The sequence below is a fragment of the Vibrio sp. WZ-1 genome, from assembly GCF_052037695.1.
Classification (GTDB): domain Bacteria; phylum Pseudomonadota; class Gammaproteobacteria; order Enterobacterales; family Vibrionaceae; genus Vibrio.
The window spans coordinates 47,029-66,950 of sequence record NZ_JBQEQR010000076.1 but is presented as its reverse complement, the minus strand read 5'-3'; the positions used below and the strand labels follow the sequence as shown (position 1 = coordinate 66,950).

The 19,922-nt window shown below is 45.1% G+C and carries 19 protein-coding genes; 15 read left to right on the top strand and 4 right to left on the bottom strand.

Going from position 1 to position 19,922, the window contains the following annotated elements; all coding sequences use genetic code 11:
- Positions 1-2 precede the first annotated feature (2 nt).
- Positions 3-1,040, bottom strand: coding sequence for a DUF3549 family protein (locus tag ACTS60_RS12905; protein ID WP_331443907.1), 1,038 nt, complete (start codon positions 1,038-1,040; stop codon positions 3-5).
- 76 nt (positions 1,041-1,116) lie between these two features.
- Between ACTS60_RS12905 and ACTS60_RS12900 the strand changes: the two genes are divergently transcribed.
- Positions 1,117-1,431 (top strand): YqcC family protein, encoded by a 315-nt coding sequence (locus tag ACTS60_RS12900; RefSeq protein ID WP_440888764.1) that lies wholly within the window; start codon positions 1,117-1,119, stop codon positions 1,429-1,431.
- 5 nt (positions 1,432-1,436) lie between these two features.
- The gene (gene truC, locus ACTS60_RS12895; RefSeq protein WP_440888569.1) at positions 1,437-2,204 is read left to right on the top strand and encodes a tRNA pseudouridine(65) synthase TruC; all 768 of its coding nucleotides are present in this window, start codon (positions 1,437-1,439) and stop codon (positions 2,202-2,204) included.
- Between the two features lie 95 nt (positions 2,205-2,299).
- Here truC and ACTS60_RS12890 read toward each other — a convergent pair whose 3' ends face one another.
- From ACTS60_RS12890 to map, 3 genes are all read right to left on the bottom strand, one after another.
- Positions 2,300-2,683, bottom strand: coding sequence for a DUF3461 family protein (locus tag ACTS60_RS12890; RefSeq protein WP_440888568.1), 384 nt, complete (start codon positions 2,681-2,683; stop codon positions 2,300-2,302).
- A gap of 158 nt (positions 2,684-2,841) precedes the next feature.
- On the bottom strand, positions 2,842-5,466 hold the full coding sequence (glnD, locus tag ACTS60_RS12885) for a bifunctional uridylyltransferase/uridylyl-removing protein GlnD (RefSeq protein ID WP_440888567.1): 2,625 nt from the start codon (positions 5,464-5,466) through the stop codon (positions 2,842-2,844).
- Between the two features lie 99 nt (positions 5,467-5,565).
- A complete protein-coding gene (gene map, locus ACTS60_RS12880; RefSeq protein ID WP_440888566.1) occupies positions 5,566-6,444 on the bottom strand; it encodes a type I methionyl aminopeptidase in 879 nt (292 codons plus the stop codon).
- Between the two features lie 397 nt (positions 6,445-6,841).
- Between map and rpsB the strand changes: the two genes are divergently transcribed.
- The 13 genes from rpsB (at position 6,842) to lpxA (ending at position 19,827) form a co-directional block, all read left to right on the top strand.
- Positions 6,842-7,570, top strand: coding sequence for a 30S ribosomal protein S2 (gene rpsB, locus ACTS60_RS12875; RefSeq protein WP_041853288.1), 729 nt, complete (start codon positions 6,842-6,844; stop codon positions 7,568-7,570).
- 131 nt (positions 7,571-7,701) lie between these two features.
- Positions 7,702-8,547 (top strand): translation elongation factor Ts, encoded by an 846-nt coding sequence (gene tsf, locus ACTS60_RS12870; RefSeq protein ID WP_440888565.1) that lies wholly within the window; start codon positions 7,702-7,704, stop codon positions 8,545-8,547.
- A 153-nt stretch (positions 8,548-8,700) separates the two neighbouring features.
- Positions 8,701-9,432 carry a UMP kinase gene (gene pyrH, locus ACTS60_RS12865; RefSeq protein ID WP_010449750.1) on the top strand — a complete coding sequence of 244 codons (732 nt, stop codon included), beginning with the start codon at positions 8,701-8,703 and terminating at the stop codon, positions 9,430-9,432.
- 97 nt (positions 9,433-9,529) lie between these two features.
- A complete protein-coding gene (frr, locus tag ACTS60_RS12860) occupies positions 9,530-10,087 on the top strand; it encodes a ribosome recycling factor (RefSeq protein ID WP_010449748.1) in 558 nt (185 codons plus the stop codon).
- Positions 10,088-10,183: 96 nt separating this feature from the next.
- Positions 10,184-10,939: an isoprenyl transferase gene (locus ACTS60_RS12855; RefSeq protein ID WP_440888564.1), complete on the top strand. Its 756-nt coding sequence runs from the start codon at positions 10,184-10,186 to the stop codon at positions 10,937-10,939.
- Positions 10,940-10,951: 12 nt separating this feature from the next.
- Positions 10,952-11,794 carry a phosphatidate cytidylyltransferase gene (locus tag ACTS60_RS12850; protein ID WP_440888563.1) on the top strand — a complete coding sequence of 281 codons (843 nt, stop codon included), beginning with the start codon at positions 10,952-10,954 and terminating at the stop codon, positions 11,792-11,794.
- Between the two features lie 51 nt (positions 11,795-11,845).
- The gene (ispC, locus tag ACTS60_RS12845) at positions 11,846-13,051 is read left to right on the top strand and encodes a 1-deoxy-D-xylulose-5-phosphate reductoisomerase (RefSeq protein ID WP_440888562.1); all 1,206 of its coding nucleotides are present in this window, start codon (positions 11,846-11,848) and stop codon (positions 13,049-13,051) included.
- The gene (gene rseP / locus ACTS60_RS12840; protein ID WP_440888561.1) at positions 13,051-14,409 is read left to right on the top strand and encodes a sigma E protease regulator RseP; all 1,359 of its coding nucleotides are present in this window, start codon (positions 13,051-13,053) and stop codon (positions 14,407-14,409) included. The genes ispC and rseP overlap by 1 nt, the downstream gene beginning before the upstream one ends.
- Positions 14,410-14,454: 45 nt before the next feature.
- A complete protein-coding gene (gene bamA / locus ACTS60_RS12835) occupies positions 14,455-16,869 on the top strand; it encodes an outer membrane protein assembly factor BamA (protein WP_440888560.1) in 2,415 nt (804 codons plus the stop codon).
- Between the two features lie 16 nt (positions 16,870-16,885).
- Positions 16,886-17,395, top strand: coding sequence for an OmpH family outer membrane protein (locus ACTS60_RS12830; RefSeq protein WP_440888559.1), 510 nt, complete (start codon positions 16,886-16,888; stop codon positions 17,393-17,395).
- 6 nt (positions 17,396-17,401) lie between these two features.
- On the top strand, positions 17,402-18,433 hold the full coding sequence (gene lpxD, locus ACTS60_RS12825; protein ID WP_440888558.1) for a UDP-3-O-(3-hydroxymyristoyl)glucosamine N-acyltransferase: 1,032 nt from the start codon (positions 17,402-17,404) through the stop codon (positions 18,431-18,433).
- Between the two features lie 151 nt (positions 18,434-18,584).
- Complete coding sequence (fabZ, locus tag ACTS60_RS12820) at positions 18,585-19,037, top strand: 3-hydroxyacyl-ACP dehydratase FabZ (RefSeq protein ID WP_005430234.1); 453 nt, start codon at positions 18,585-18,587, stop codon at positions 19,035-19,037.
- A gap of 1 nt (position 19,038) precedes the next feature.
- A complete protein-coding gene (gene lpxA, locus ACTS60_RS12815; protein WP_005430231.1) occupies positions 19,039-19,827 on the top strand; it encodes an acyl-ACP--UDP-N-acetylglucosamine O-acyltransferase in 789 nt (262 codons plus the stop codon).
- Positions 19,828-19,922: the final 95 nt, after the last annotated feature.

The window sequence follows — 19,922 nt, the reverse complement described above, 5'->3', positions numbered from 1 at the left end:
TATTATCCCTTTGTCGCTTGCTGAAGTTTCACCAGTGCCGTTGCTAGCTCTTCCGATGGGCTAGAGTGCAGCAGAGGTAAAAGAACCAGTCTTAACTCTGGCAGCATGACCAAGTCCGCAAACAATTGATTAAATAGAGCTTGGTTACCAGTTTGTGCGAGACGCAGTAAAAATTGCTCAGCAACACTTGCGTCAGCTAGTAGGTGCCACGTTCGACCAGCGATACCGATCAGAACTTCTTGATGGCTTAATCGCGGGCTTTGCAGGATGGCCTTCAAAATCGGTAACGAAATTTCTGTTGATGCGCCAGATAATGCGCGAATTAATGCTGAAAGTAGGAACAAGTCAGGTTCGTTGCTTTCGATTTCTTGTTGCGCTTTCTCAGCAATGCGCTCTGCCAAACGCTCTTGTAAGTCAACATGTTCTAACGCGCCAAGTAGGGCATAAAGTGGCTCATTCGGTAGGTAATTTAGCGCTTTACGCAAGGTCACAGCGTTTTGCTCTTTGCCTAGGCGTGCCGCCATGTCTGTGATGCCTTGTAGGCCAACAGTTTGCCAGTTTTCCCAACCTAAACCACCGGTAAAGTAGTGCTGGGTGTGCTCGTAATACTGGCTGGTGGGTAAGTCCAAGTTAGCGCGAACTTGGCTGTGGAAGACTGCCATCTTTTCTTCCGCAGGTTTGAAAGTGTATGGGTTGTTGGAAAGCTTTTGTTGCTGCTCTTCAGACATCTCCTCATTCAGGCGAGTGCCCATCGCTTCCACGACGTATTTAATGAAGTTACCAATATCCGCTTGCTTGAGTAGGCCGCGTTCATCCAACTCGAATTTCAAGAACCAAATCCAAGGCTGCTTTTGCTCATTCCAGTATGCAATAGCCAAGTGCGCTTTGCGTTGCATTGGGAATGGGTAAGGGCATTGACCTTTTTCCACATCAGCAAAGACTTGTGGCTCGATGGTCTTGATACGACGACCAAGGTCGAAGATTTGATACTCACACTGGCTGTTGTTTAACAGCTGAGTGAGGGTTTGAATGTTTTCCATTAAATACGACATCCTAATGTTCTTTTCACAAGAAATGGTATCATTCTTGGCTAATTCAAGGTTCGAGATGGAATTAATGGCAACAAACATCCAATTGGTCGACTTACTTCAACAACTTGAGGCGCAATTGCAGCACCATGAGCTGTGGCAACAAACCATGCCCTCGGCAGAAGCGCTACGGAGCACGGAACCTTTCGCGATTGATACCCTGCATCCCCATGAGTGGTTACAATGGATTTTTATTGCACGTATGCGTGCGTTAGTAGAAAGTAACCAACCTTTGCCACGTGGCTTTTCTATTGAGCCGTATTTCGCAGAAGCGTGGAAGCAAGAGCTGCATTATGGCGAATTGCTTGAGACTATCCGAACCATCGACGAACTATGTAAGTAACCTCAATGTCAGAACAAGAAACATCACCATCCGTTGATCCTGTCGTATTAGAGATCGTTTATCAGGACGAGTATTTTGTTGCGGTGAACAAACCTGCAGGTATGTTAGTCCATCGCAGTTGGTTGGATAAGCATGAGACCCAATTCGTGATGCAAACGCTGCGCGATCAAATTGGTCAGCACGTTTTCCCATTGCACCGTTTAGATCGTCCCACTTCTGGTGTGCTTGTGTTTGCCTTATCTAGTGAAGTGGCATCGCAAGTGATGCCAATGTTTGCAGAGCATAAGATGGAGAAGACCTATCACGCGATCGTTCGTGGCTGGATCGAAGAAGAGGGCGTGCTCGACTATGCTCTGAAAGTTGAGCTAGACAAGATTGCCGATAAGTTTGCTTCACAAGAGAAAGAAGCCCAAGAGGCCGTAACGGCATACAAACCTTTAGCGAAAGTAGAAGTACCATATTCTACGGGTAAGTTTCCAACCACGCGCTACTGTTTGATGGAGATGAAGCCGAAGACAGGACGTAAGCACCAGCTGCGTCGCCATATGGCTCACCTGCGTCATCCTATTGTTGGTGATACAACACATGGTGATGGTAAGCACAACAAGTTGTATCGCATGGAATTTGATTCTCACCGATTGTTACTGCATGCATCAGAGTTGCGCTTTGTGCATCCGTTTACCGATGAAGAAATCGTGATGAAAGCCAATATCGATGAAACTTGGCAGCAGTTGTTCGTACGATTTGAGTGGAATGAATCGTTAGTAAAATAATGCACTTAGATTGAGCAGTGTCTGCGTAAGATAAGACTATAAAGGGGGTGGTATGCATACCAACCCCTTTTTTAATCTTTGAGGAACTAAACGGACTACTTTAGTTTTTCCAGATCCGCTTCGATCTCGGCGATCTTGCTAGAAACCACTTTTTCTAGATGACGAAGATCAGAGAGAATTTTCTCCTTCACATCTACTTCAGTCGTTTTCACTGGTTTGGTGATCTTATTCAGTTCATCGATCACAAGCGTTAGATTACGGTTGATCTCCGTGACTTCTTTGTATTTGTGACTGCCGCTGTCTACCAGTACATTTTTAATTTGGCGTGGGTATTTAAACTTCACGCTTTTGGCGAAAAATTCACCCTTCTGTTTGTGGAAGTAGATCTTCAGGACATCTTTGTGTGCTTCTTGGCGCAGGGAGTAACGTTCAATCTGTTTTGGTTCATGAATGCCCAAACCAGTGAGGTGTGGATACATAGGCTACCTCTGTCTAATAACTAGAATAAGTCTTCTGTATAACTGTAGCAGCCCATTTATGAGCTAGATAGTTGATATTTAATCAAGTTGCTCAACTTGTGGGCAAGATCGCTATCGTTTTTGCCCACAGTTATCGTTTGGAAAAGGAAGGGGATCACTTAGGTTAAGAGTGAATCGGAGAGCTTCTCGATCAGCTTTTCACGTAACTCGGTTTGTTGCTCTTCACTTAATCTGCCTCCCGTATCACTGGTAAGGATAAACAAGTCTTCTGCTCGCTCGCCAATGGTGGTGATTTTTGCCGCGTGAAGGTTAATTCCCAAATCAGCAAAGGTACGACCCACTTTTGCCAGCAGTCCCGGCGTATCCAAAGCAACAAACTCCATCAACGTACGTTTCTTGCTCTTAGTTGGTAAAAAGTCGACTTTGGTCTTCACATTGAAGTGTTGTAGTTTGTGGGGCGTACGACGCGTTTTGATCTTAGTTGGACGGCCATCTTCTAATACATGGGTTAAATGCTTAGTGACCGCACTATGACGACCCTCTTCGATGGTTTTTCCGTGTTGGTCGAGAACCATAAAGGTATCGAGCACGTAACCATCTTTGCTAGTCATGATCTGTGCGTCGTGTACGTTGAAGTTTCGACGGTCAAGCTCTGCAACAACTGTCGCAAATAACGCCGGTTGATCGGGGCTGTAAACGAACACTTCTGTACCACCACGAGTGGCTTTTTTGCTGATCAGTACCAGTGGTTTGTTTGGATCTTCCATGCGCAGTAAGTTTTCACAGTGCCAAGCAATTTGCTTATGGGTGTGACGTAAGAAGTAATCGGCTTTAAAGCGTTGCCACAATACTTCTATTTCTCGCGCTGAGAAGCCTTCTTTTCGCAGTAGGGCTGAAGCCATTTGTTGGTTATGACGAATACGCTCTCGCACATCGACAGGGTTCTCTAAGCCGCGACGTAAAGCGCGTTGAGTCGAGTAGAACAACTCGGCAAGTAATGTTCGCTTCCAGCTGTTCCAAAGTTCAGGATTGGTTGCACAGATGTCGGCAACGGTTAGGCATACGAGATATTCAAGATACTCTTCATCACGAACTTGCTTAGCGAATTCAGCAATGACATCTGGATCGTAAATATCACGGCGTTGTGCGGTTACTGACATCAGTAGGTGATGCCTTACCAACCAGCTAACTAGCTTCGCTTCCGGCTTAGACAAGCCGTGCTCAATACAAAAATCATACGCTTCGCCCTCACCAATTACCGAGTGATCACCGCCACGCCCTTTACCGATGTCGTGGAAAATCGCGGCAAGGATCAGCAACTCTTTCTTTTGAATTCGTGGATAAACTTCACAGCAAATAGGGTGCTTACTGTGGTTTTCGGCGTAGCTAAAAGTGTTGATGTGTTTAAGCAGACGAATGCTGTGCTCATCTACGGTGTAAACGTGGAATAGGTCGAACTGCATTTGACCTACAATTTGGCTCCACTGCGGTAGATATGCGGCCAGTACCCCAAGTTTGTGCATCAGACTGAAGGCTTTGTGCAAGGCATTTGGGTGTCGACAAAGCGCCATGAACTTCTTACGAGCCTCTGGCATAGTGTGCAAAAACTTGTTCAGGCGACGACGCGCGGTACGTAATTGGCGAAGAGTCGGTGGACTTACGCCTTCGATGCTCGAATCGTTAGCAATGTGTAAGAACATGTCTAAAATGGTTTCAGGGCGAGCTTGGAATAGTGCCGGTTTGCGTGCCTCAATTAATGACCCACGACGCTGAAAATCGTCATCTATAATTTCTGCTTCTTCTGATGCGCCGCCATTGATGATCGCTTGGTCAAACAGCTTGAGTAACATCTTATTCAGTTCTGATACGCGGCGAAGTGTACGGTAGAACTCTTTCATCATCATTTCTACGCCACGGTTGCCTTCACCAACGTAACCGAGATGTTCGGCTACTTGCGCTTGGTGAGCAAAGGTTAAGCGATTGTCATAACGACGTAGTTCAATATGCAGCGCAAAGCGAACTCGCCAGAGGAAGTCTTGGCACTCAACCAGTTCGCGGTATTCCGCATCGGTCAGAAAACCGTAACGACTCATTTCCAGCAACGAGGTGGCTCCAAAGTGGCGACGTGCCACCCAACTTAATGTGTGGATGTCACGCAAACCACCTGGTGTGGACTTGATGTCTGGCTCTAGGTTGTAGGTAGTATCATGGTATCGAGCATGGCGTTCACGTTGCTCTTGGATCTTAGCGCGGTAGAAAGTTTCGCTCGGCCAAAAAGAATCGGATAGCACCACTTTCTTCAACGCTTGGAAGGTATCTTCACTGCCACACAACAAACGCGCTTCCTGTAGGTTTGTTGCAACGGTTAAATCTGCTCGGCCGATTTCTGCACATTCATCCACAGTACGCACAGCGTGGCCTACTTCGAGGCGTAAATCCCACAGCAGGGTAATGAACTCACTGATTTTGGCTTCCAGTGCGTTGGGCAGTTTGTTGTTCGACAGAATCAAAATGTCGATATCAGATAGAGGATGTAACTCACCGCGCCCGTAGCCACCGACGGCAACCAACGAAATATTATGGATATCTTTAAAACCGAAGTGCTGCCATAAACGATTGAGGAGTAAATCCATGTACTCAGCGCGTGACAAAACAAGGTTAGTCACTGGGTGGTGATTAAGAAATTCTTCTTTTTGGTATGAACTGAATTTTTCGAGTTCTTGCTTTAGTTCACCGATATTGATCTGTTCATCGGTAAACGTAAGAGGAGACTGAAGGGTCATATTTGCTATCCGTGCAAGCTAAACTATTAGCAATCTAACAAATTTGAAACAGATAAAAAATATCCCCGCATGAGCGGGGATAGGTAAAGTGATGGGCGATTAAACGTTTTTCATCAAACGTGGAATGGTATCGTCGCTACGAAGTGTTAGCACTTCACAACCTTCTTTGGTTACCACGATAGTGTGTTCCCACTGTGCTGAGTTTTTACCGTCGCCTGTGTAAACCGTCCAATCGTCTTGAGCGTCAACAGTACAACCGAATTTACCCGCGTTGATCATCGGCTCGATAGTAAAGCACATGCCTTCTTTTAGTACGCGGCGGTCTTTGTTCTTGTAGTGAACTACTTGAGGTTCTTCGTGGAACTCATCACCGATGCCATGGCCACAGAAGTCTTTAACAATGGAGAATTTGTTACGTGGGTTGTTCTTGTTGTTATCTCTGATGTACTTCTCGATTGCAGTACCGATGTCACCTACAGTTGCACCTGGTTTAACTTGACGCATACCGATGTAAAGTGACTCTTGCGCAACCATACACAGACGCTTGTTTGCTGGCGAAACATCACCAACTAGGAACATCTTAGATGTATCACCGTGGTAGCCTTGTGGGCGAACGCTTAGATCTGCGTTTTCATCGTTCGGGATGATCACGGTAATATCAACGTTGATGATATCGCCATCTTTCAGTACAGCTGGCTTCATTTGGCCGTTTGCACCTTTCTCGTCTTCAGTGGCTGGAATACCGTGACAAACGATGTGGTTGATTGACGTACAGATCGACTTAGGGAATCCATGGTAATCAAGCGGTGCAGAGTAAGCGCCTCTTTCTAGAGCGTAATCGTGACAGATTTTGTTTAACTCTTCTGTCGTCACACCAGCTTTGATGTGCGGTTCGATCATTTCTAGAGTGTCTGCGGCTAGCTTGCCCGCAATACGCATGCGTTCGATTTCTTCAGCAGTTTTAATCTTGATTGACATTGGTTTTCTCTACTAATTCGTAAGCACGTAAACGTGCGAATGCGCGCATTCTATCAGACATCGAGTGATTAACCCAAGCTAGTTAAGAATATGAGTCATTCTTACTTGTAGTCTAATCATCGAATTCTAGTGAGAGTAGGGGGGAGTGTGATAGGTAAATTAGAATTGTAAGAAACAATTTTTACTAGCCATCTTGGGCTAAAATATGGTATAAAGCGCGCCGGAATCGAGGACTGTTCTCTTTGCTTTTTTTTAGAATAGCAGCGAAGCAGGCTTCTTCCGATTAAACTTTTATCTTTAAATCACACACATTCCGTCACATGTTCCGGGGTGCTGAGCAGAAGCTTGGTCGGAATTATGGGGGATGTGGAGGCCTAACCCCATAGAGGATTTTAAAATGGCAACTGTATCAATGCGCGATATGCTGAAAGCTGGTGTTCACTTCGGTCACCAAACTCGTTACTGGAACCCAAAAATGAAGCCATTCATCTTTGGTGCTCGTAACCGCGTTCACATCATCAACCTAGAAAAAACTGTACCAATGTTCAACGAAGCTCTAGCTGAACTAGCTAAAGTTGGCGAGAAAAAAGGTAAAGTTCTATTCGTAGGTACTAAGCGCGCTGCATCTGAAGCTGTTAAAGAAGCTGCAATCGCAAGCAACCAATACTACGTTAACAACCGTTGGTTGGGCGGCATGCTAACGAACTACAAAACAGTTCGTCAGTCAATCAAGCGTCTAAAAGATTTCGAAGCACAAGCACAAGACGGTACTTTCGAAAAACTAACTAAGAAAGAAGCTCTAATGCGCACTCGTGAAATGGAGAAGCTAGAGAAATCTCTTGGTGGTATCAAAGATATGGGCGGCCTACCAGACGCTCTATTCGTAATCGACGCTGATCACGAGCACATTGCAATTAAAGAAGCTAACAACCTAGGTATTCCAGTATACGCTGTGGTAGATACTAACTCTAACCCAGACGGCGTTGACTACATCATCCCAGGTAACGACGACGCGATCCGCGCAGTACAACTATACCTAAACGCTGCTGCATCTGCAGTAACTGAAGGCCGCAACAAAGACGTTGCAGTAGTTGCTGAAAAAGACGGTTTCGTAGAAGCTGAATAATAGCGGCTCTGCGTCACACTTAGTCTATGTGAAACCTTGTTGTAGCACAGACTGAGTTATAGTTAGCAATGGGGGCCGACAATGTAGGCCCCTGTTTTTTACCTTATTTCGAATCAAACGAGGAATAGAGAATGGCAACTGTAACTGCTGCTCTAGTTAAAGAACTTCGCGAGCGCACTGGCGCTGGCATGATGGAATGTAAGAAAGCGCTTGTAGAAGCAAACGCTGACATCGAACTAGCAATTGAAAACATGCGTAAATCTGGCGCAGCGAAAGCAGCTAAAAAAGCTGGTAACGTTGCTGCTGAAGGCGCAATCATCATCAAAGAAGAAAACGGCGTAGCTGTTCTTCTAGAAGTTAACTGCCAAACTGACTTCGTTGCTAAAGATGGTAACTTCACTGCATTCGCAGAAAGAGTAGCGCTTGACGCTCTAGCTTCTAAAGCTTCTGTTGAAGAGCTAGTTGCTAAGTTCGAAGAAGAGCGTGTTGCTCTTGTTGCTAAAATCGGTGAAAACATCAACATCCGTCGCGTTGCTTACGTTGAAGGTACTGCAATCGCTTCTTACCGTCACGGCGAGAAAATCGGTGTAGTTGTTGCTGGTGAAGGCGACGCTGAAACTCTTAAACACGTTGCTATGCACGTTGCTGCTTCTAAGCCTGAGTTCGTTAACCCAGAAGACGTACCAGCTGACGTAGTTGCTAAAGAGAAAGAAGTTCAAGTTGAAATCGCTATGAACGAAGGCAAGCCTCAAGAGATCGCTGAGAAGATGGTTATCGGCCGTATGAAGAAATTCACGGGTGAAATCTCTCTAACTGGTCAAGCTTTCATCATGGAACCTAAGAAATCTGTTGGCGAAATGCTAAAAGAGAAAGGTGCTTCTGTTGCTACATTCGTTCGCCTAGAAGTAGGTGAAGGTATCGAGAAAGCTCAAGAAATGAGCTTCGCTGAAGAAGTAGCTGCTGCTCAAAAAGGTTAATCCTTAGAGACGCGCACAAATTTTAGACCGTGGCCTTGGCTGCGGTCTTTTTATGAAAAGAGCCGCAAAATTTAACCGTGATGAATAGCTATAAGTAATCTTGTGTCTATTCATGACTGTTAATCGACAACTCTCTTTTGGAAGGTAAACTCCATGACTACGAACCCTAAACCAGCGTATCAACGTATTCTATTAAAACTGAGCGGTGAAGCTCTTCAAGGCGAAGAAGGTTTCGGTATTGACCCTGCGGTACTTGACCGTATGGCTCAAGAAGTTAAAGAGCTGGTTGAACTGGGTGTTCAAGTTGGTGTGGTAATCGGCGGCGGTAACCTATTCCGTGGTGCTGGTCTAGCTGAAGCGGGCATGAACCGTGTTGTGGGTGACCACATGGGTATGCTAGCAACAGTAATGAACGGTCTAGCAATGCGTGATGCACTTCACCGTGCGTACGTAAATGCTCGCGTAATGTCTGCAATTCCTCTAAAAGGTGTATGTGATGATTACAATTGGGCTGATGCTATCCGTGAACTTCGCCAAGGCCGTGTAGTAATTTTCTCTGCAGGTACTGGTAACCCATTCTTCACAACAGATTCAGCTGCTTGTCTACGTGGTATCGAAATCGAAGCTGACGTAGTTCTAAAAGCGACAAAAGTTGACGGTGTATTTACTGCTGACCCAGTAGCAAACCCAGACGCAGAGCTGTATGATAAGCTATCTTACGCTGAAATTCTGGATAAAGAATTGAAAGTAATGGACTTGGCAGCGTTCACACTTGCTCGTGACCACAAAATGCCAATCCGTGTATTTAACATGAACAAGCCAGGCGCACTACGTCGCGTGGTAATGGGCGAAGCTGAAGGCACACTGATCTGCGCTGACGCGTAAATCTCAGCACCATTCAACTAGAATGTTGGATGGTGTTTCACTTTGCTCAAGCCCTTTAGGCTTTCTTCAGGAAAGATGACATTTTTAAGGTGAAACCGTGATTAACGAAATCAATAAAGACGCGCAAGAGCGCATGGATAAAAGCGTTGAAGCGCTAAAGAACAACCTTTCTAAAGTTCGTACTGGCCGCGCGCACCCAAGCCTACTATCGGGTATCTCTGTAGAATACTACGGTGCTGCTACTCCTCTAAACCAAGTAGCTAACGTTGTTGCTGAAGACGCTCGTACTCTAGCAATCACAGTTTTCGACAAAGAACTAACTCAAAAAGTTGAAAAAGCGATCATGATGTCTGACCTTGGTCTAAACCCAATGTCTGCTGGTACAATCATTCGCGTTCCACTTCCTCCGCTAACGGAAGAGCGTCGTAAAGACCTAGTTAAGATCGTTCGTGGTGAAGCTGAAGGTGCACGTGTTGCAGTACGTAACATCCGTCGTGATGCAAACAGCGACCTAAAGGGTCTTCTGAAAGATAAAGAAATTTCTGAAGATGAAGATCGTAAAGCACAAGACGAAATTCAAAAACTGACTGACGTAGCCGTTAAGAAGATCGACGATGTTCTTGCTGCGAAAGAAAAAGAGTTGATGGAAGTTTAATACTCCCAACTACATCACTGTTGGAAAACGCTGTGCTCACAGTGCAGCGTTTTTTTGTGTTAGTCTATCCAACTGATGGAATTAAATTAACTCCCTATGCAAAATTCTCAAGTCTTCTCTGATTCCCTTCCAAAGCATATTGCCATCATTATGGACGGTAATGGCCGCTGGGCTAAGTCCAAAGGAAAACCTCGCGTATTTGGTCATAAAAAAGGCGTTAACGCCGTGCGTAAGACCGTGGCCGCTGCTTCTAGGCTTGGCATCAAAGCCATGACATTGTTCGCTTTTAGTAGTGAAAACTGGCGACGTCCAGAAGAGGAAGTTGGCCTATTGATGGAGCTATTCATTTCTGTACTATCGAGCGAAGTGAAAAAGCTACATAAGAATAACTTACGTCTACGCGTTATTGGTGACACCAGTCGTTTTAGTGAACGTTTACAAAGTAAAATCATCGAGGCTGAAGCCTTAACGGCAAATAACACCGGGATGGTAATTAACATTGCTGCCAATTATGGTGGTAAGTGGGATATTACAGAGGCGGCTAAAACGTTAGCGACAAAAGCACGCAACGGAGAGATTCGTGTAGAGGACATAAACGAGCAGTTAATCACACAGCATCTAACGATGGCGGACTTGCCAGAAGTCGATCTCTTGATTCGTACCAGTGGTGAGTGTCGTATCAGTAACTTTATGTTGTGGCAGTTAGCGTATGCAGAAATGTACTTTACTCCAGAGTTCTGGCCAGAATTCGGCGAAGACAGTTTAATTGAGGCAGTGACTTGGTTTATTAACCGAGAGCGTCGCTTTGGTTGTACCGGCGAGCAAGTGAAGGCATTAATGGCTGCTCAATAAGGACTAGTTAGTTTGAAACAGAGAATAATAACAGCACTAATTTTAGCTCCCCTTGTAATTTTAGGTATTTTTAAATTACCCCTAATCGGCTTCATTGCGGCTTTGACTGCGATTACGCTATTAGGATTTTGGGAGTGGACCCAGTTTACAGAAAGCAATTCACGCATCGTTGCGCTTGTTCCGGCAGCCGTTGTCACGGGACTCAGTTTTCTATTCATTTCACCAGACGCAACCAGCTTAAATCAACTAGCAACACCACACTACGCCGTATTAGCGCTTGGTTTTGTATGGTGGATTCTCGCAAGTGGTATGGCAATTACTTACCCAAAAACCACCAACTTATGGCAAGGCAGTAAAGTTCTTCGTCATGTGTTCGGTTTTCTGACTTTGATTCCTTTCCTTTGGAGTGTGATCATTCTCAGAGCTTCTGATATTTCAGTAGATCCATACCACGGCGCAAAGCTTGTGCTGTACGTTTGCTTCTTGGTATGGGCTGCAGATAGCGGCGCTTACTTTGCCGGTAAAAGCATGGGTAAACGCAAAATGGCGCCTCATGTGAGCCCAAACAAAACAATTGAAGGTTTGATTGGTGGTATCATCGCGGCATTGATTGTCGGGTGGTTATTCGCAGGTTGGTTTGATATCCAATTCACCAGCCCACTTCATATGGTGATTATCACACTGGTTACTGTTGTGATTTCTGTGCTTGGTGACTTAGTAGAAAGCATGTTCAAACGTGTTTCAGGTATCAAGGACAGCAGCAACATCATTCCGGGGCACGGCGGCATTCTTGACCGTATCGACAGCCTAACTGCTGCATTCCCAGTATTTGCTCTTCTTTACTACGTATTCTAATTTATCGGGAGCGGCATCGTCGCTCCTGAGTTTTTCTAACGGTCTTACATCATGCAAAAGTTAACGATTCTTGGTGCAACAGGCTCAATTGGTGCAAGCACACTAAAAGTGGTTGAACAAAACCCTGAGCTGTTTTCTATCGTCGCATTAGCGGCAAGCACGAACGTTGAAAAGATGGTCGCACTTTGTCGTAAATGGCAACCTAAGTACGCGGTAATGGCGGATAAAGCGGCCGCTGTGGCTCTACAAAGCGAGCTGGTTTCAGTTTCCCCAAGCACAGAAGTGTTAGGTGGCGTTGATGCGCTTTGTCATGTGTCTGCGTTAGAGGAAGTGGATAGCGTAATGGCAGCAATCGTGGGTGCAGCTGGCCTGTTGCCAACGATGGCAGCAGTAAAAGCGGGCAAGCGAGTACTGCTAGCTAACAAAGAAGCACTAGTCATGTCAGGTCAGCTATTTATTGATGCGGTTGCAGAACATGGTGCTGAGCTTCTTCCTGTCGACAGTGAACACAATGCGATCTTCCAGTGTTTGCCGCAACAAGTTCAAACCAATCTGGGTCGTTGCAACCTAGAAGAGCATGGTATTTCATCAATCCTTCTAACTGGTTCTGGCGGTCCATTCCGTTACACTGATATCGCAGAGCTAGAGAAAGTTACCCCTGCACAAGCGATTGCTCACCCGAACTGGTCAATGGGACCTAAAATCTCGGTTGATTCTGCAACCATGATGAACAAAGGTCTAGAGTACATTGAAGCAAAATGGCTATTTAATGCGGCTCGTGAACAACTGAAAGTGATCATTCACCCTCAGTCGGTGATTCACTCGATGGTGCAATACCGAGATGGTTCGGTATTGGCGCAAATGGGTGAGCCGGATATGGCTACACCAATTGCACTGACAATGTCTTATCCATCGCGTGTGGATGCAGGAGTGAAACCGCTCGACTTTACCCAAGTGGGGGAGTTGACATTCCTTCAGCCAGATTTTGCTCGTTACCCATGTTTGAAGCTAGCGATTGATGCTTGTTACGAAGGTCAGCATGCTACAACCGCATTAAATGCTGCTAATGAGGTTGCGGTTGATGCTTTTTTGAATAACCGTCTTGGTTTTACTGATATCGCTCGCATCAATGAGTCAGTTTTGAACAAAATCACGGCAAGCCATACCACTGAGAATGTGAATAACTTGGAAAGCTTGATAGAGCTAGATAGAATGTCACGAACTATCGCCTTAGAATTTTTACGCGAGCGTAGCTAATGACTGGTATCTTGTGGAATTTGGTTTCTTTTATCGTTGCATTGGGCATCTTGGTTGCAGTGCACGAGTTTGGTCACTTTTGGGTTGCTCGCCGTTGTGGGGTAAGAGTTGAGAAGTTTTCCATCGGTTTTGGTAAGTCTATCTGGAGTAAGGTAGGCAAAGATGGAACGGAATACAGCATCTCGATGATCCCTTTGGGTGGCTATGTCAAAATGGTGGACAGCCGCATTGATGAAGTGCCTGAAAACGAAAAACACATGGCATTTGACCAAAAGCCATTGTGGAAGCGCACCTCAATTGTTGCCGCTGGACCTATTTTTAACTTCCTGTTCGCGATCGTCGCATATTGGTTGGTTTTTCTTATCGGTGTACCTGCGGTTAAGCCCGTAATCGGTGAAGTAACACCCAATTCCATCGTTGCTCAAGCAGGAATTGAATCTGGAATGGAACTAAAATCCATCTCAGGTATCAAAACTCCGGATTGGGAATCAGTCAACATGGGGCTGATTTCCCATATTGGCGATGATTCCGTGACGATGACGTTGTCTTCATCAAATGAAGTGGGTTCAGAGGTGACGAGAACTCTTGATATTCGTGATTGGAAGTTTGACCCAGAAACGCAATCTACGATGCAATCACTCGGCTTCAAGCCATATACGCCAGAGATTTTCACGGAGTTAGCGCAAGTAAGCGAAGGTGGAGCAGCTGAAAAAGCCGGTCTACAAGCCGACGATAAAATCATCGCGATTAATGGTAATAAGATATCTAAATGGGAAGAAGTGGTAGAAGCCATTCGTTCCAACGCAGATACGCCAATGGAACTGACGGTGCTACGTCAAGGTGAAGAGCAATCATTTACTTTGACTCCGGCTAGTCGTGAGCTAGCTAACAAACAAGTGGTTGGTTTTGCGGGTATCGCACCTAAAGTCGCAGAATGGCCAGAAAGTTATCGCTTCGAATTGCAGTTTGGTGTATTCGAGTCTATTGGCAAAGCGATTGACAAAACAGGTCAAGTTATTGGACTTACAATCAGCATGCTTAAGAAACTGATTGTAGGTGATGTTGGTCTGAACAATTTAAGTGGACCAATCTCGATTGCCAAAGGTGCAGGGGCGACAGCAGACTACGGTTTGGTTTACTTTTTAGGTTTTCTAGCACTGATTAGTGTTAACCTGGGTATTATTAACCTCGTTCCTTTACCAATGTTGGATGGTGGTCATCTGCTCTTTTTCGCAATTGAAGCGGTCATCCGACGCCCAGTTCCAGAAAAAGTGCAGGAAATGGGATATAAAATTGGTGGTGCAATTATATTTTCGTTAATGGCACTGGCACTATTTAATGATTTTACTCGTCTGTGATTCTTCAGAGACATCTAGCAGTAGCAAGGAATAATTAGAACAAATATGGCGATTAAGCGAATTCTATTTGCGAGTTTACTGGCAACCAGTGTCTCGGCAAATGGGGCAGAAAACTTTGTAGTTCAAGACATCCAGATTGAAGGATTACAACGTGTGGCACTGGGTGCTGCACTATTGAAAATGCCTGTTCGAGTAGGAGACACGGTCGACTCACAAGATGTAGCGGATATCATTCGTGCTCTTTACGCTTCGGGTAACTTTGAGGACGTAAAAGTACTTAAGGATCAAGATGTACTTGTAGTGCAGGTTAAAGAAAGACCGACTATTGCTAGCATCGCATTTTCTGGCAACAAAGCAATCAAAGATGAACAGTTGCAGGAAAACCTAAACGCATCAGGTATCCGTGAAGGTGAAGCGCTAGACCGAACCACTTTACGTAATATCGAGAAAGGCTTAGAAGATTTTTACTACAGTGTTGGTAAGTATAACGCTACGGTAAAGGCGGTTGTTACGCCATTGCCTCGTAACCGTTCTGATTTGAAGTTCGTTTTTACCGAAGGTGTATCGGCGAAGATTCAGCAAATCAACTTTATCGGCAACGAAGTCTTTTCGGATGACGAACTTCGCTCACGCTTTAACCTAAATGTTGACGTGCCATGGTGGAACTTCCTCGCTGATGAAAAGTATCAGAAGCAAGTACTTGCTGGTGATATTGAAGCGCTGAAATCTTATTACCTAGACCGTGGTTATTTAAAGTTTGATGTAGACTCTACGCAAGTTGCAATTTCTCCAGATAAGAAGGGTGTATATATCACTCTGGGTCTTGAGGAAGGCGATGTTTACACGGTAAAAAATGTAAAATTCCGCGGTGATTTGATTGGTGAAGATGCTCAATTTGAGAAAATGGTACCTTTCGAAACCAACGAGACTTACAACGGCTCTAAAGTTACTTCACTAGAGGAAGGCATCAAGCGTGTTCTCGGCGAGTCTGGTTATGCTTATCCGCAGGTAAGTACAATTCCTGAGTTCGACGATGAGGACAAGGAAGTGTCACTGGTTGTAAATGTTGAACCAGGTAGCCGAATTTACGTTCGTGATATTCGTTTTACGGGTAACAACTCGACGAAAGACGAAGTTTTGCGTCGTGAGATGCGCCAGATGGAAGGTAGCTGGCTAAACTCAAAATCAATTGAAACTGGTAAAACGCGTCTAAACCGTCTTGGTTACTTCGAAAACGTAGAAGTACAAACAGTACGTGTTCCAGGCAGTGATGACCAAGTAGATCTTGTTTACTCGGTTAAAGAAGCCAACTCTGGTAGCGTGAACTTTGGTGTCGGCTACGGCACAGAATCGGGCGTAAGCTTCCAAGTTGGTCTGCAACAAGACAACTTTATTGGTAGTGGTAACCGCGTTGGTATTAACGCGATGATGAATGACTACCAGAAAAATATCAGCCTAGATTATCGCGATCCTTATTGGAACCTTGATGGTGTGAGTCTTGGCGGTAAAATTTTCTATGATGAGTTTGAAGCTTCTGAAGCGGGTATTGTTGACTACACCAACGAAAGTTATGGTGCTAACTTGACTTGGGGTTTCCCATTTGACGAGTTAAACCGTTTTGAGTTTGGTGTTGGTTACACGCATAACCGGATCGGTAACCTTTCTCCTTACCTACAGGTTGAACAGTTCCTACAAGCTCAAGCAGAAAATATTGATGGGAATGGTGCATTGAACACCAATGACTTCGATATCAATATTTCTTGGACACGAAACAACTTGAACCGTGGTTATTTCCCGACAGCGGGTAATCACCAACGTGCATTCTATAAGATGACCGTACCTGGCTCTGACGTTCAATACTTCAAGATGCAGTATGATGTTCGTCAATACGTTCCATTGACTAAAAAGCATGAATTCACGCTCTTGTTCCGTGGTCGTTTAGGTTACGGTAATGGTTACGGACAGACTAATGGTAACGACAACTTGTTCCCATTCTACGAGAACTATTACGCGGGTGGTTTTACCACACTACGTGGTTTTGGTTCTAACTCGGTTGGTCCAAAAGCTGTTTATCGTGATTACTCCGGCTCTAACAACGGTGTAGATACGGCGACTGATGATGCCGTAGGTGGTAACGCAGTAGCGTTAGCGAGTTTGGAACTTATTGTTCCGACGCCATTTGCATCTGATGAAGTTCGTAATCAGATTCGTACCAGTATCTTCTTCGATATGGCAAGTGTATGGGATACGGAATTCGATTATCGAGACTCTGGTGCCGAGTTTGGTGACCGTTACTACTACGATTACTCTGATCCTACGAACTATCGTTCATCATACGGTGCGGCGTTACAATGGATGTCTCCAATGGGGCCACTGGTATTTTCACTAGCGAAACCACTTAAAAAATACGATGGTGATGATGAAGAGTTCTTCACATTCACAATCGGTAGAACCTTCTAAATTTGAGGAAAATATTTTGAATAAAATGATCAAAGCGGCTGGTCTAGGCCTTCTTGTACTGAGCTCATCTATGTTTGCAAATGCGGCAGAAGCAGCGCAAAAGATTGCTTATATCAATACAGCACAAGTGTTTCAGGCTCTTCCTCAGCGTGAAGTGGTTCTACAAAAAATGCAGAAAGACTTCAAGAACAAAGCTGATGAGCTTAAGTCAATCCAAGCGCAAGCTAAGACAAAGATTGAGAAACTGCAGCGTGACGGCGAACTTTTAGGCCCAGAAGACATTGAGAAGCTACGTATTGACATCGCTAAGCTTGATAGTGAGTACAAAGTAAAAGCTCAAGCGCTAGAGAAGGCAAGTGCTCGCCGCGAAGCTGAAGAAAAAGCAAAGCTGTTCAAAACTATCCAAGACGCAGTTGAAAAAGTTGCTGAGAAAAAAGGTTACGATCTAGTTATTGATATCTCTTCACTTCAATACGGTAAGCCAGAATACAACATCTCTGAAGACGTAATTAAAGCTCTAAAATAAGAAGTTATGAAGACATTGACATTAGCCGAGTTGGCGACAATTACCGGGGGTGAGCTATTTGGTGACGAGTCTCTCGTTGTAAGCCGAGTAGCTCCAATGGATAAAGCACAAGAAGGTGACGTGACCTTCTTGTCTAACCCAAAATACGCTAAACACCTCTCTGAGTGCCAAGCGACAGTCGTGATGGTGAAAGCCGATCACAAAGAACAGTGTGTGGGTAACGCACTGGTTGTGGCTGACCCTTACATTGCTTTTGCTCTAGTAGTGCAAGCAATGGATACCACTCCGAAGCCAGCTGACGAGATCGCACCAAGTGCCGTAATCGCAGCAGATGTGAAGATGGGAACTAACGTAACAATCGGTGCAAACGCAGTGATTGAAACGGGTGTAGAACTGGGCGATAACGTAAGTATTGGCGCAGGTTGCTTTATCGGTAAAAACGCAAAGCTAGGTAATAACACCAAGCTTTGGGCTAATGTGACTATCTATCATGAAGTGTCATTGGGCGATGACTGTCTAGTGCAATCTGGTACAGTCATCGGTTCTGATGGTTTCGGTTACGCAAATGACAAAGGCGAGTGGATCAAAATTCCTCAGCTTGGTTCTGTGCGTATTGGTAACCGTGTTGAGATTGGCGCATGTACCACTATCGACCGTGGTGCACTTGAAGACACTATTATCGAAGACAATGTCATTCTTGATAACCAACTCCAAATCGCACACAACGTGCAGATCGGATATGGTACCGTGATGCCTGGTGGTACTATTGTTGCAGGTAGTACGAAAATTGGTAAGTACTGCCAAATCGGCGGCGCGTCGGTTATCAATGGCCACATCGAGATCGCGGATGGTGTTGCCATTACCGGTATGGGCATGGTTATGCGCAGTATCGAAGAGAAAGGCCTGTACTCGTCAGGCATTCCATTGCAAACCAACCGTGAGTGGCGTAAAACGGCGGCTCGAGTTCACCGCATTGATGAGATGAACAAACGACTGAAAGCCGTTGAAAAGCAACTTCAACCGAAAGAAGAATCTTAGTTCCACTTTCTGAACAAAGACTCGCGAAATGCGGGTCTTTTTCTTCTATAATGACGCGCTATAAGTAGATTTATCACCAAGTCGGTATACAACCCAAAAAGTGAGAGGTGTTGCCATCTTGGTTGTTGAGAATTGATATAGGAAGACGACTTTGACTACTGAAAAGAAAACGATGAACATCTCTGAAATTCAAGAGCTATTACCTCATCGCTACCCATTCTTATTGATCGACCGAGTGATTGACTTCCAAGAAGAGAAGTACCTTCACGCGATTAAAAATGTGTCGGTTAATGAACCTCAGTTCACAGGTCACTTTCCACAGCTGCCAGTATTCCCAGGTGTACTAATCCTGGAAGCTATGGCTCAGGCAACAGGCTTGCTTGCATTTAAATCATTTGGTGCACCAACGGAAAATGAGCTGTACTACTTCGCAAGTGTTGACGGTGCTAAGTTCCGTAAACCTGTAGTACCAGGCGATCAGATGATTATTGAAGTAGAATTTCTGAAAGAGCGTCGTGGTATTGCTGCATTTAGTGGTGTAGCAAAAGTTGACGGCGAAGTGGTATGTTCAGCTGAGCTGAAGTGTGCTCGTCGAGAGTTTTAATATGATTCATGAAACCGCTAAAATCCACCCAGCTGCGGTGGTAGAAGAAGGCGCGAAAATTGGCGCTAACGTGACCGTTGGTCCTTTCACTTACATTACCTCTACGGTGGAAATTGGTGAAGGCACAGAAGTGATGTCTCACGTAGTGATCAAAGGCCACACCAAAATTGGTAAAGATAACCGCATTTTCCCACATGCTGTGATTGGTGAAGAAAACCAAGACAAGAAGTACGGCGGCGAAGATACAACGGTGGTTATCGGTGACCGTAACGTGATTCGTGAAGCGGTTCAGGTTCACCGTGGTACGGTTCAAGATAAAGCAACGACAGTGATCGGTGACGACAACCTGCTTTGTGTTAACGCACACATTGCACACGATGTTGTCGTAGGTAACCACACTCACATTGGTAACAATGCGATTCTGGGTGGTCACGTAACCGTAGATGATCACGCAGGTGTGATGGCGCTATCTGCGATTCACCCATTCTGTACTGTTGGTGCTTATGCTTACGTTGGCGGCTGTTCTGCGGTTGTTCAAGACGTACCAGCTTACGTATTGGCTCAAGGTAACCACGCAACACCATTTGGTTTGAACTTGGTTGGCTTGAAGCGTAATGGTTTCGAAAAACCAGAAATTCGTGCGCTGCAAAAAGCGTACAAAGAAATCTACCGTTCAGGTAAGACTCTGGAAGAAGTAAAACCAATCCTAGCTGAAATGGCACAAGAGTGGCCTGCAGTGAAACGTTTCTCAGATATTCTGGAAACAACGGAACGTGGCATCATTCGTTAATCAACGAATGAACGGTTAAATTGAAAAGATCGCGCCCAAATAGGGCTGCGGTCTTTTTGTGTTTTATGGATAACGGTTTGTACGCTGCGGTTTGT

Excerpts from the sequence above, each read along its gene's own strand:
- ACTS60_RS12905 (WP_331443907.1), bottom strand. The coding sequence starts at position 1,040 with ATGGAAAACATTCAAACCCTCACTCAGCTGTTAAACAACAGCCAGTGT.
- ACTS60_RS12900 (WP_440888764.1), top strand. The coding sequence starts at position 1,117 with ATGGCAACAAACATCCAATTGGTCGACTTACTTCAACAACTTGAGGCG.
- truC (WP_440888569.1), top strand. The coding sequence starts at position 1,437 with ATGTCAGAACAAGAAACATCACCATCCGTTGATCCTGTCGTATTAGAG.
- ACTS60_RS12890 (WP_440888568.1), bottom strand. The coding sequence starts at position 2,683 with ATGTATCCACACCTCACTGGTTTGGGCATTCATGAACCAAAACAGATT.
- glnD (WP_440888567.1), bottom strand. The coding sequence starts at position 5,466 with ATGACCCTTCAGTCTCCTCTTACGTTTACCGATGAACAGATCAATATC.
- map (WP_440888566.1), bottom strand. The coding sequence starts at position 6,444 with ATGTCAATCAAGATTAAAACTGCTGAAGAAATCGAACGCATGCGTATT.
- rpsB (WP_041853288.1), top strand. The coding sequence starts at position 6,842 with ATGGCAACTGTATCAATGCGCGATATGCTGAAAGCTGGTGTTCACTTC.
- tsf (WP_440888565.1), top strand. The coding sequence starts at position 7,702 with ATGGCAACTGTAACTGCTGCTCTAGTTAAAGAACTTCGCGAGCGCACT.
- pyrH (WP_010449750.1), top strand. The coding sequence starts at position 8,701 with ATGACTACGAACCCTAAACCAGCGTATCAACGTATTCTATTAAAACTG.
- ACTS60_RS12855 (WP_440888564.1), top strand. The coding sequence starts at position 10,184 with ATGCAAAATTCTCAAGTCTTCTCTGATTCCCTTCCAAAGCATATTGCC.
- ispC (WP_440888562.1), top strand. The coding sequence starts at position 11,846 with ATGCAAAAGTTAACGATTCTTGGTGCAACAGGCTCAATTGGTGCAAGC.
- rseP (WP_440888561.1), top strand. The coding sequence starts at position 13,051 with ATGACTGGTATCTTGTGGAATTTGGTTTCTTTTATCGTTGCATTGGGC.
- bamA (WP_440888560.1), top strand. The coding sequence starts at position 14,455 with ATGGCGATTAAGCGAATTCTATTTGCGAGTTTACTGGCAACCAGTGTC.
- lpxD (WP_440888558.1), top strand. The coding sequence starts at position 17,402 with ATGAAGACATTGACATTAGCCGAGTTGGCGACAATTACCGGGGGTGAG.
- lpxA (WP_005430231.1), top strand. The coding sequence starts at position 19,039 with ATGATTCATGAAACCGCTAAAATCCACCCAGCTGCGGTGGTAGAAGAA.